At 64.3% G+C, this 11,313-nt stretch carries 9 protein-coding genes; 1 reads left to right on the top strand and 8 read right to left on the bottom strand.

Annotated elements, in window-relative coordinates:
* Nucleotides 1–22: 22 nt before the first annotated feature.
* The 7 genes from QA635_RS10210 to QA635_RS10180 form a co-directional block, all read right to left on the bottom strand.
* On the bottom strand, nt 23–646 hold the full coding sequence (locus tag QA635_RS10210; protein ID WP_283068662.1) for a flavin reductase family protein: 624 nt from the start codon (nt 644–646) through the stop codon (nt 23–25).
* 188 nt (nt 647–834) lie between these two features.
* On the bottom strand, nt 835–1,443 hold the full coding sequence (locus tag QA635_RS10205) for a TetR/AcrR family transcriptional regulator (RefSeq protein WP_283068661.1): 609 nt from the start codon (nt 1,441–1,443) through the stop codon (nt 835–837).
* A gap of 21 nt (nt 1,444–1,464) precedes the next feature.
* Entirely contained in the window at nt 1,465–4,602 is a 3,138-nt protein-coding gene (locus tag QA635_RS10200) for an efflux RND transporter permease subunit (protein ID WP_283068659.1), read from the bottom strand.
* Nucleotides 4,603–4,657: 55 nt separating this feature from the next.
* On the bottom strand, nt 4,658–5,764 hold the full coding sequence (locus QA635_RS10195; RefSeq protein WP_283068658.1) for an efflux RND transporter periplasmic adaptor subunit: 1,107 nt from the start codon (nt 5,762–5,764) through the stop codon (nt 4,658–4,660).
* 272 nt (nt 5,765–6,036) lie between these two features.
* Entirely contained in the window at nt 6,037–7,362 is a 1,326-nt protein-coding gene (locus tag QA635_RS10190) for an MFS transporter (protein WP_283068657.1), read from the bottom strand.
* 239 nt (nt 7,363–7,601) lie between these two features.
* On the bottom strand, nt 7,602–8,765 hold the full coding sequence (locus QA635_RS10185; protein ID WP_283068656.1) for a winged helix-turn-helix domain-containing protein: 1,164 nt from the start codon (nt 8,763–8,765) through the stop codon (nt 7,602–7,604).
* A 78-nt stretch (nt 8,766–8,843) separates the two neighbouring features.
* Nucleotides 8,844–9,086, bottom strand: a complete 243-nt coding sequence (locus QA635_RS10180) for a hypothetical protein (RefSeq protein ID WP_057017018.1) — start codon at nt 9,084–9,086, stop codon at nt 8,844–8,846.
* Nucleotides 9,087–9,244: 158 nt separating this feature from the next.
* On the opposite strand from QA635_RS10180, the gene QA635_RS10175 reads away from it, so the two are divergent.
* Nucleotides 9,245–9,877: an OmpA family protein gene (locus QA635_RS10175; protein WP_283068655.1), complete on the top strand. Its 633-nt coding sequence runs from the start codon at nt 9,245–9,247 to the stop codon at nt 9,875–9,877.
* A 62-nt stretch (nt 9,878–9,939) separates the two neighbouring features.
* Here QA635_RS10175 and QA635_RS10170 read toward each other — a convergent pair whose 3' ends face one another.
* Complete coding sequence (locus tag QA635_RS10170; RefSeq protein ID WP_283068654.1) at nt 9,940–11,244, bottom strand: phospholipid carrier-dependent glycosyltransferase; 1,305 nt, start codon at nt 11,242–11,244, stop codon at nt 9,940–9,942.
* Between the last annotated feature and the right edge of the window lie 69 nt (nt 11,245–11,313).

Raw genomic sequence — 11,313 nt, 5'->3', positions numbered from 1 at the left:
GAGAGGGATGATAGAGCAGCACTCAATCCGGCCGGATCATCTCGAACATGTTTTCCGGCTTGATCTCGAAGTAGTCGCCGCGGCGGCCGGCGCGGACGATTGGGTGCGCGAGGCCGGTCTGGTAGACGCCGTCCTTGATGAAGGCCTTGTCGATGTGGACGGCGACCACCTCGCCGAGCGTCAGCCAGGCCTCGGCCTTCTTGCCGTCGGCGCCCTGGAGCTGGACGATCTGGCTGACCTTGCATTCGAACGACACCGGGCTTTCGGCGACCCGCGGCACGTTGACGAGCTTGCCGGCGACCTGCGTGAGGCCCGCGAGCCTGAATTCGTCGACATCGCGCGCGACATGCGCTGCCGTCGCGTTCATGTGCCTGGCGAGATCCATCGTCGCCAGATTCCAGACGAACTCGCCGGTGTCCTGGATGTTGGCGACGCTGTCCTTCCAGTTGGTGGAGGAGAAGCCGATGATCGGCGGCACATAGCAGAACGCGTTGAAGAAGCTGTAGGGCGCGAGGTTGACGTTGCCGCCCTTGTCGCGCGAGGAGATCCAGCCGATCGGCCGCGGCGCCACGATGGCGTTGAACGGATCGTGCTTCAGGCCGTGGCCGTTCTTCGGCTCGTAGGAATGCAGGTCTCTGGCGGTCACGGCTGGCCCCTCTCACGTAGCCCGGATGGAGCGCAGCGTAATCCGGGACGGTCTCGCAAGCGAAAATGGCCCCGGATTGCGTTGCGCTCCATCCGGGCTACAAACTCGCTTTGCCTGCTATGCGAGAAGAGTCAACTGACGAAAATGTCAGGGCTGGCGCTCAAGGGCTGGCGCTCAAGGGCTGGCGCTCAAATGGCGCGGCCGCGCGGCGACAGGCCGGCGATCACGAAATCGATCATCTGGTCGATGGTCGGGCCCGGCTTGGTGGCACATTGGGCGATCATCTGGGGATGGAAGAACCGCATCATCGCGGTGCAGGCGCACAGCGAGGCGAGCTGCAGGTCCTTGATCTCGAACTCCCCCGACGCGGCTCCTTGCGCGATCACCTCGCCGATAATGGAGGCGATACACTCCATATGGGCGACGCAGACGTCCCAGTCCTCCTGCATCGCGATCTCGACCATCTCGTGCATCTTGGAATCGCCGACATAGCGCTCGGTGTTCATGCGATTGATGGTCGTCATCATCTGGCGCAAGCGTGGCGCCGCCGGCCCTTCCGAGCGCGCGATGCGCCGGGCCTCGATCTCGACCTCGCCCATCAGGCCGCGGGCCACGCCCTCGTGGATCGACTTCTTCGAATCGAAGAAGCGGTACACGTTGGCGGGGCTCATCCGCAGCTCTTTGGCGATGTCGGCGACCGTCGTCTTCTGATACCCGATCTGCCGGAACAAGCGCTCCGCCACCACGAGAATCCGCTCGCGGGTGTCGGTTTCGCTATGTTCCGTGATCAGTGTCATGTTGGCCTGCTCAATCTTCAATTATTCGGCCGCCTCAGCAAGCGGAAATGCGCGTTGCGCATCGCCGGCATGCTGCGGCGCAGTATCGGTTTGCTCGGAGCCGCTCTCCTCGAGGGACTTGCGGAACCAGAGGGCGTAAAGGCCCGGCAGATACAGCAAGGTCAGGAAAGTCGCAACAAACAAACCGCCCATGATGGTGATCGCCATCGGGCCCCAGAACGCCGAGCGCGACAGCGGGATCATGGCGAGGATAGCGGCCAGGGCCGTCAGCACCACCGGCCGGGCGCGCCGGACGGTGGCTTCGACGATCGCCTCGCGCCGGGTCAGGCCGGACGCCACGTCGCTTTCGATCTGGTCGACCAGGATCACGGCGTTGCGCATGATCATGCCGGCGAGCGCGATCAGGCCGAGCAGCGCCACGAAGCCGAACGGCTGGTTGGCGACGTTTAGCCCCAGCGAGGCGCCGACGATGCCGAGCGGCGCGGTCAGGAACACCAGGAACAGGCGCGAGAAGCTCTGCAGCTGGATCATCAGCAGCGTCAGCATCACCATCACCATCACGGGGAAGAGGATGAAGATCGACGCATTGCCCTTGGCGGATTCCTCGAACGCCCCGCCCGGCTCGATCCGGTAGGCCGGCTCGAGATGGGCCTGGATGTCCTTCAGCTTCGGCGAGATCTGGTTGGTGACATCGGGCGCCTGCACGCCGTCGACGACATCCGACCGCACGGTGATCGCCATGTCGCGGTTGCGCCGCCACAGGATCGGCTCCTCATGCGCATATTCGATCTTGGCAATCTGCTGCAGCGGGACGGCGACGCCGTTGCGCGTGGTGATGGTGAGATCGCCGACGCGGCCGAGATCGAGCCGCTCGGACGGCACCGCCCGGGCGACCACGCCGACCTTCTCGATGCCGTCGCGGATCGTGGTGACCGGCGCGCCCGAGATCAGCATCGCCAGCGCCTGCGAGACGTCCTGCGGGGTCAGGCCGAGCGCACGCGCCCGATCCTGGTCGACGGCGAGCTTCAGATAGGGCGACTGCTCGTTCCAGTCGAGTTGGACGTCCTTGACGTTCTTGTTCTGGCGCATGACGTCGCGCACCTGGTAGGCGATGTCGCGCACCTTGTTGGCATCGGGGCCGATCACGCGGAACTGGACCGGGAAGCCGACCGGCGGACCGAAATTGAAGCGGTCGACCCGGACCCGTGCCTCGTTCAAAGCACCGTCGGCGGCGGCCTGCTCGATCTTGGCCTTGACGCGCTCGCGCCCCTCGACGTTCTTGGCGAGGATCACGATCTCGGCAAAGGCCTCGTTCGGCAGCTGCGGGTTGAGGCCGAGCCAGAAGCGCGGCGAGCCCTGGCCGACATAGGCGGTGTAGGTCTGGATATCGTCATCGCCCTTCAGCAGCCCTTCGGCCTGCTTCACCGCCTTCTCGGTGACGTTGAAGGCGGTGCCTTCGGGCAGACGCAGCTGCAGGAACAGTTCGGGCCGCTCCGACAGCGGGAAGAACTGCTGCTGGACGTGGCCGAACGCAACGATGGAGGCAACGAAGACGCCGACGGTCGCCGCCACCACCTTGATGCGGTGATCGACGCACCACTGCACGACGCTGCGCAGGCCGCGATACATCCGCGTCTCGTAGATCGCGTGCGGATCGTGGTTCTGGTGCACCTTGATGTTGGGCAACAGCTTGACGCCGATATAGGGCGTGAAGATCACCGCGACGAACCAGGACGCGACCAGCGAGATCGCCACGATCCAGAAGATGCCGCCGGCATATTCGCCGACCGCAGAATTGGCAAAGCCGATGGGGAGGAAGCCAGCGGCCGTGACCAGCGTTCCCGTGAGCATCGGAAACGCGGTGGATTCCCAGGCAAAGGACGCCGCCTTCATGCGGTCCCAGCCCTGCTCCATCTTCACCACCATCATCTCGACCGCGATAATGGCGTCGTCGACCAGAAGGCCGAGCGCAATGATCAGCGCGCCGAGCGTGATACGGTGCAGGTCGAGCGACATTGCGTTCATCACGATGAAGACGATGCCGAGCACCAGCGGCACCGACAGCGCGACCACGATGCCGGTGCGCCAGCCGAGCGCGACAAAGGAGACGAACAGCACGATCGCGAGCGCCTCGACGAAGGAGTGCACGAACTCGCCGACCGCGTGCTCGACCACCTTGGGCTGGTCGGCGATCTGCTGGACATCGACGCCCTGCGGCACCGCCTTCAGGAACTCGGCGGTCGCCTTCTGGACCTCCTTGCCGAGCTCGAGGATGTTGGCGCCCTTGGCGGTGACGACGCCGATACCGAGCGCCGGCTTGCCTTCCTGCCGCACCTTGAAGCTCGGCGGATCGACATAGCCGTGGCTCACGGTCGCGATATCGCCGAGCCGGAACACGCGGCCGTTGCTCTCGACCGGCGTCTCGGCAACCGCCTTGACGCCGTCAAGCGCGCCGGTGACGCGCAGCGGCACGCGCTGCGATGAGCTCTCGACGGTGCCGGCCGGGGTGACGTTATTCTGCTTGGCGAGCGAGTCGAACAGCGCCTGCGGCGTGATGCCGAGCGTCGCCAGCTTGGCATGCGAGAACTCGACGAAAATGCGCTCGTCCTGGGTGCCGTAGAGATCGATCTTGGTGACGCCGGGCACCTTCAGCAGGCGCTGGCGAAAACCCTCCGCGACCTTCTTGAGCTGCGCATAATTGGCGCCGTCGCCGGTCATCATATAGAGGATCGAATCGACGTCGGAGAATTCGTCGTTGACGACGGGGCCGAGGATGCCGGAGGGCAGCTCGCCCTGCACATCGACCAGCTTCTTGCGCAAGAGATAGAAGAGATAGGGCACGTCCTTCGGCGAGGTCGAATCCTTGAAGGAGACCTGCATCGCCGTGAAGCCCGGCTTGGAATAGGTCTGCACCTTGTCGAAGAACGGCAGCTCCTGCAGCTTCTTCTCGATCGGATCGGCGACCTGCATCTGCATTTCCTGCGAGGTCGCGCCCGGCCACATCACCGAGACGTTCACCACCTTGACGGTGAAGAACGGATCCTCGGCGCGGCCGAGCTTCTCGTAGGAGAAGAAGCCCGCGGCGGCGAGGATGATCATCAGGAACAGGACCAGCGTCGGATGGCTGACCGCCCAGGCCGAAAGGTTGAAGCGCTTCATCGAACTCTCCAAGTTCTAGACCAGTCCCAGAACCGTTTCCGCTGCTATGCGAGGGTTAGAACGACAGCGACGACACGACCCGCACCTTCTGGCTCGGATCGAGTTTCTGCACACCGAGGGCGACCACCTTGGTGCCATCGTCGACACCGCCGGAGATCACGACGTTGTTGCTCTCATAGGCCTTCACCTTGACCGGCTTCAGCGCGATGTCGCCCTTGTCGTCGACGATGTAGAGCGAGGGATCGCCGCCCTGGCTGTACAGCGCCGACAGCGGCAACTTGGCGACGCGCTCGCTCGCCTTGTCGGCGAGCGTCAACGTCGCGGTCATGCCGAGCGAAACTGCCTCGTCCGCGTCCGGCAGCGAGAATTTTGCGAGATAGGTGCGGGTGGCGGGATCGGCCTGCGGCGCCACCTCGCGCAGCCTGGCCGCATAGCTCTTCTTGGCGTCCGACCACAGCGTCACCGTGGCTACGCCCGACCTGGCACGAGCAAGAAGCGTCTCTGGGATCGCGACGACAGCTTCCTTCTCGCCAAGTCGGGCGACACGGATCGATGCCTGGCCCGCGGCAACCACCTGGCCGGGCTCGATCATGGTCGCTGTGACGACACCCCGGGTGTCGGCCACCAGCGTTGCATAAGAGAGGGAATTCTTGGTCAGCTCGACCGAGCGCTCGGCGCGGTTCAGCCGGGCGCGGGCTTCGTCGCCGGCGGCCTTGGCGGAATCGAGCGCCGCGTCGGTGGTCCAGCCCTTGGCCTTCAGATCCTTGGCGCGCTGCTCGGCGGCGGCGGCCTGCGCCAGCACGCCGGTGGCGGCGCGGAATTCCGCCTCCGCCTGCTCGGCCTGCAGCTTCAGGTCGACCTCGTCGAGGGTGGCCAAGGGCTGGTCGACGTCGACTGTCTGTCCGACCTCGACCAGCCGCTTGGCCACCTTGCCGGCGACCCGAAAGCCCATATCGGCTTCGATACGGGGCTTGATGGTGCCGACAAAGCTGCGCTCAGGGGTTTCAGCTTCATAGTGGACGGTCGCCACCAGAACGGGGCGCCCCGGATCGGCGTTTTCAGCCGCCTTTTCATTGCAGCCGGTCAGCGCGAACAGCGCGAAAGCCAATGATGCTCCCGTCAAGAGCCTGTAATAGCTCGAGAAAACGGAACGAACGAACATCTGAAATCTCCATCGGGCTGACGACTGATGAAGAGTATCGATTTATCACTGATAAATGTCAATATTCGTCAGTGATAACCAATTCGTGAGCGGGGTCGGATTTGGCGGGTGCGGAGTTCGGAAAATGCGTAGCCCGGATGAAGCCAACGGGTCGCGCGAACGCGCGCCCGATGACAGGCTCAGCGAAATCCGGGACCTCACCGGTGGCGGGAGGGTCCCCGGATTAAGCTGCGCTCCATCCGGGCTACGGGAGCACGTGATTTGAGGGCGAGCTACTTCGCGCCGGCGAACTCGGTCTTGGTCTCGTGGCTGCCGAGGAAAACCAGCAGGCCCGCGGCAAGCGGCAACAGCGACAGCACCAGCAGGCCGGTCGACGTGCTGCCGGTGGCTTCCTTGACCCAGCCGATCAGATAGGGCCCGCCGAAACCGGCGAGGTTGCCGATCGAGTTGATCAGCGCAATCGCGCCGGCGGCGGCGGTGCCGGAGAGCCAGGCGGTCGGCAGCGTCCAGAACACCGCGAAGGTGCAGAACACGCCGATCGCAGCGACCGTCAGCACCACCATCGTCATGACCGGATCGGTGATGTAGCTGGAGACGGCGAGCGCCAGCGCGGTCAGCAGCAGCGGCGCGCCGACATGGAACACGCGCTCGCGGGTGGCATCGGAACGGCGCGCCCACAGGATCATCGCGATCGTGCCAAACAGATAGGGAATTGCGGTGACGAAGCCGGTCTGCGCGTTGGTCAGACCGAACGCCTTGACGATCTGCGGCAGCCAGAACTGCATACCGTAGAGCGAGGCGACGAAACCGAAATAGATCGCGCTCAGCGCCAGCACCTTCGGCGAGGACAGCGCCTCGCCCAGCGTGAAATGCTTCGCCGCCTGCTTGGCCGCGACCTCGGCGTCGAGCTTCGCCTTGAGCCACGCCTTCTGCTCGGCCGAGAGCCAATCGGCCTTCTCCGGCCGGTCGGTCAGATAGAACCAGGTGACGATGCCGAGCAGCACCGAGGGAATGCCCTCGATGACGAACAGCCATTGCCAGCCCTTCAAGCCCATCACGCCGTCGAGGCCGAGCAACAGGCCGGAGATCGGCGCGCCGATCACGGTCGAGATCGGCACCGCGAGCGCGAAGGCGGCGAGGAAGCGCGCACGATACTCGGCCGGGTACCAATAGGTCAGATAGAGGATGATGCCGGGGAAGAAGCCGGCCTCGGCGACGCCGAGGAAGAAGCGCAGCGCATAGAAGCTGTGCTCGTCATAGACCGCCGCCATCAACGCCGAGAGGATGCCCCAGCTCACCATGATCCGGGCGATCCACTTGCTGGCGCCGAACCGCTCCAGCGCCAGGTTGCTCGGCACCTCGAAAATGAAATAGCCGATGAAGAAAATGCCGGCGCCGAACGAGAACACCACCGGCGAGAACTTCAGCTCGCTGTTCATGGTGAGCGCGGCGAAACCGAGATTGACGCGGTCGAGATAGGAGAAGAAGTAGGCCAGGATCAGGAACGGGATCAGCCGCCAGGAGATCGCGCGGATCGTCGACGTCTCGATCTCGCTGCGGGCGCCGCGATCCGGCGCGATGGTTGCTGTCTGGCTCATAAGCGTCCCCCCGGGTGTTGCTTGCCGTGAGGATTATTGGCTGGCTCCGCTTTGAGCAATGGCAAAAACTCATAGCTCACAGCGCAAACGGGAACCCTATACGTTTTGTGCACGGCGTCATTGCGAGCGAAGCGAAGCAATCCACTTATCCGCTTGTGGCGCGATGGATTGCTTCGCGGAGCCTGTCATCGGGCGCGCGTTCGCGCGACCCGTTGGCTCGCAATGACGGAGAGCCAGCCCTATTCAGCGAGCTGGAAGCGCTCGAAGCGGTCGAGCTCTTCCTCGATGCGGCGCTTCAGCTCCTTGCGTGCCGCCTGCTTCTTGCCGTTGCCGACCCAGCTCCATTTCTGCATCAGGAGCTTCTTGTTCTGCCGGTCGGTCTTGAGGTCGAGGGCGGCGACGATGTCGTCGCCGACCAGCACCGGCAGCGCGAAATAGCCGAACAGGCGCTTCTCCTTCGGCACATAGGCCTCGAAACGGTGGCCATAGCCGAAGAACAGCTCGGTGCGCTTGCGCTGGATGATCAGCGGATCGAACGGCGAAAGGATGTGAACCAGGGTGGGATCACCGTCGCCGGTCGCGTCCAGCACCTCGGGCCGCGCCCAATGCTCCTGCTTGCCGGCGCCTTCCAGCGCGACCCGGACCAGCTCCTTGCGGCGCAGGCGCGCCTCGATCAGGCTGCGCACCGCCTTCTTGCTCGGCGCGTCGAGATGGCAGATCGAATCCAGGCTGACGATGCCCTGTGAGCGCAGCGCGCGGTCGAGCAGATAGGCGGTCCTGGCTGAGGCCGGGGCCGGCTTCGGCGGCTTGTCCCAGCCGAAGTGCCGGGTCGTCAGCTCATAGGTCTTCAGCATGCCGGCGCGCTCGCTGATCGTGACCACGCCGCCATAGAAGGCGAGCTGCAGCGCGCGCTTGGAGGGCTTCCGGCTCTGCCAGAGATGCTCCTTCTCGGTCAGCACATCGTCGTCGATGTCGCGGATGGTCAGCGGACCGGCACGAAGCAGCCGCAGCACCTTGCGCGTATCCGCCGGGGTCACCGACGAGAACCATTTGTGGCCCTCGCGCTTGTGCGCCTTCATCGCCGGCAGGAAGATGCCGATGTCCTTGGACGGAATGTAGGACAGCGCGTGCGTCCAGTACTCGAACACGCTCTTGTCCCGGCTCTGCGCCTGCTTGAGGTCGGCGCGGCGGTAGTCCGGAATGCGGCTGAATAGGATGTGGTGATGGCAGCGCTCGATCACGTTGATGGTGTCGATCTGCACATAGCCGAGATGATCGACGGCGGCCGCCACCGCTGACGCCCCCTCGCCGAACGGCACCTTTGTATCGAGCCGCTGCGCGCGCAGCCAGATATGGCGGGCGGCAGCATTGTTCAACAAAAGGGGTTCGGCGGCGCGGGACATTGCCCCAGCAATGTAGTGAGATTCGCGCCGCTGTGGAGAGCCGCGCGGCGGAAATCAGCTCCGCATCATTCGGAGCGGCTAGGTCGATCCGACGACCCGCCGCAACCACGGAACGTCCCCGATCGCCGCCGCGAGCGCGGCGCTTTCTCCATGGAAGATGCGGGACGAATGACCGCCGACCGGAAACCAGCCACGGCCATCTTCGACGTCCCGCCGATATTCCTCGAAGCCGATGCTGCCGTCCGGGCGAAGGAAGATATCGACGCAGCGCGAGGCAGCTTCGTCATTGATCGAGCGGAGGACGCGATTGACGTTGGCCATGATGTCCTCGCTTCCCGCCTGCCCTGTCTGGCGCAAGGCGGGGCGGCACACCCAACCGTGACCCAGATCACATTCTGGGCTTTGAACCGGTCCTATCCTCCCAGCATCAAAACGACAGCAAGCCGGATTGGCTAGCCCGACATTTGAGGACGAAAACCATGACCCGCTCTTTTTCCTTGTCTTTTCTGACAATCGGCGCCGCGCTGTCGATGACGGCGGGCGTCGCACTGGCCGGCAGCGAGGCCGTTCCGGCCGCCCAGATTCTCAATGCGCTGAAGCCGAAGTCGGCCACCCGCGGCCTTTCCGCCGGCACGCAGGTCGACCTCGCGGCTTCCGCCAAGGAGGCAAGCTTCCTCAACACCGTCCGCAACCGGCAGACCCGTTCGTTGTCGCGCGTTGAACGCCAGGAGATCGCCGACATCGCGGCGAACAAGCCGAAGATCGATCTGGAGATCCACTTCGACTACAACTCGGCCGACATCAGCAAGGGCTCGACTCAGGCGGTGCAGGAGCTCGGCAAGGCACTGTCCGATGCCAGCATGAAGGGCTCGACCTTCGTCGTCGCCGGCCACACCGACGCGATCGGCGGCGAAGCCTATAACCAGGACCTGTCAGAGCGCCGCGCCGACACCATCAAGAAATATCTGGTCGAGCATTACGGCCTGAACGGCTCGGATCTCGTGACGGTCGGCTACGGAAAGACCCGGCCGAAGGACCCGAGCGCGCCGATGGACCCGACCAATCGACGCGTGCAGGTCGTCAACATGGATACCAAGACCGCCTCGCAGTAATCTCCCGCAGCCTCGATCCGCCTGCCATGCCCGGCAGGCGGATCACTCTACTTCAAAGACCGTCATATCCAGCCCTGAAACAGCATCAGGCGGTTGAACGTCGCCATCGACGTCTCGATGACAGCGGCCGTGACCGGCAGCATCGCAACAAACCCCGCGCATCCAACCGCAACGAACGCCCACAGCAGCCAGCGCGGCGCACCCTTGCGCGTCAAGGCGTAGACCAGCACGAAACTCGCGGTGGTCGCCGCGGGGAGATAGTAATAGATGAAACCGAGCGTGCGCGGCAGCAGGGCCCAGGCGAGATACGGGCCGAGGTAGAACGCCAGCACGAGAAATGCATCACGGCCGCGCCCGACGATCCAGTCGCGCAGCGCAATGATCAGCGCGATCAATGCCGGCCACAGCACCAACGGGTTGCCGAGGAGCACGATCGCGGCGAACTTGTCATCGCCGACCTTCTCGAACAGGTACCAGACCGGGCGCACCAGGAACGGCCAGGACGGCCATGAGCTCATATAGGTGTGGCCCGCGATGGCGGCCGTGGTGTTGTCGGCAAAGATGCGACGCTGCGCCTCGATGATATCCGTGAACGAGAGGCCGTAGAGCGGCACGAAGGTCGCGAGATAAACGGCCGCCGGGATCAGCACGAAGCAGACCATGAAGTGAGGAAGACGAAAATCCGGCCACGGCTCCGGCTGATACCAATCCTCCGCATTGCCGTCGGCAAAGCGCGTGCGCCAGCCCTGCATCAGGCGGATCGCAGCGACGATCGCGATGCAGGTCGCGAGCACGAACAGCCCGCTCCATTTGCAGGCACTGGCAAGCCCTGCGAAGAGGCCCGCCAACGCAAAGGCGGATTGCGGCTGCTGTTGCCTGAAGCCGTGGACGAACGTCGCGATCGCGAACAGGCCGAAAGCGAGCGCGAAAATATCCAGCATCGCGATCCGCGACTGCACGAACAGCATCTGGTTGAAGAAGGCGAGCAGCACGGCAGCGATCGCGCGTTGCTGCGACGCGAACAGCGCAAGCCCGCCGAGATAGACGCCGACCAGCGCCAGCGCACCGAACAGCGCCGCGGGATAGCGCCATCCCAGCGGCACGTCGCCGAATGCCTTGATCGAGAGGGCGATGATCTCCTTGGCAAGCGGCGGATGCATCGGATTGAGGATCGCCCCCTCGCGCACCGGCAGCAGCATCTGCCGCGCCGCCGGCACGTAATGGACCTCGTCGAAATAGAGCTTGTCCGGCGCCGTGATCCCGAGCAGCAGCACGACATGGGCGACGATGAAGACGATTGCCGCGACGATCGCCGTGCGCGCGGCGGGACGTCGCGGAACAGAAGGAGATTTGGATACGATGTTCAAAGGGCACGCACGGTGCGAGGGGAACGCAGCTTGCGACAAATATACGATATCAGCTGCATCCGCGATCCG

Origin of the sequence: Bradyrhizobium brasilense (genome assembly GCF_029714345.1) — a bacterium.
GTDB classification, from domain to species: Bacteria; Pseudomonadota; Alphaproteobacteria; order Rhizobiales; family Xanthobacteraceae; genus Bradyrhizobium; species Bradyrhizobium australafricanum.
This window is presented reverse-complemented; position numbering and strand designations above follow the sequence as displayed.

Excerpts from the sequence above, each read along its gene's own strand:
- QA635_RS10205 (WP_283068661.1), bottom strand. The coding sequence starts at position 1,443 with ATGACACTGATCACGGAACATAGCGAAACCGACACCCGCGAGCGGATT.
- QA635_RS10200 (WP_283068659.1), bottom strand. The coding sequence starts at position 4,602 with ATGAAGCGCTTCAACCTTTCGGCCTGGGCGGTCAGCCATCCGACGCTG.
- QA635_RS10195 (WP_283068658.1), bottom strand. The coding sequence starts at position 5,764 with ATGTTCGTTCGTTCCGTTTTCTCGAGCTATTACAGGCTCTTGACGGGA.
- QA635_RS10190 (WP_283068657.1), bottom strand. The coding sequence starts at position 7,362 with ATGAGCCAGACAGCAACCATCGCGCCGGATCGCGGCGCCCGCAGCGAG.
- QA635_RS10185 (WP_283068656.1), bottom strand. The coding sequence starts at position 8,765 with ATGTCCCGCGCCGCCGAACCCCTTTTGTTGAACAATGCTGCCGCCCGC.
- QA635_RS10180 (WP_057017018.1), bottom strand. The coding sequence starts at position 9,086 with ATGGCCAACGTCAATCGCGTCCTCCGCTCGATCAATGACGAAGCTGCC.
- QA635_RS10175 (WP_283068655.1), top strand. The coding sequence starts at position 9,245 with ATGACCCGCTCTTTTTCCTTGTCTTTTCTGACAATCGGCGCCGCGCTG.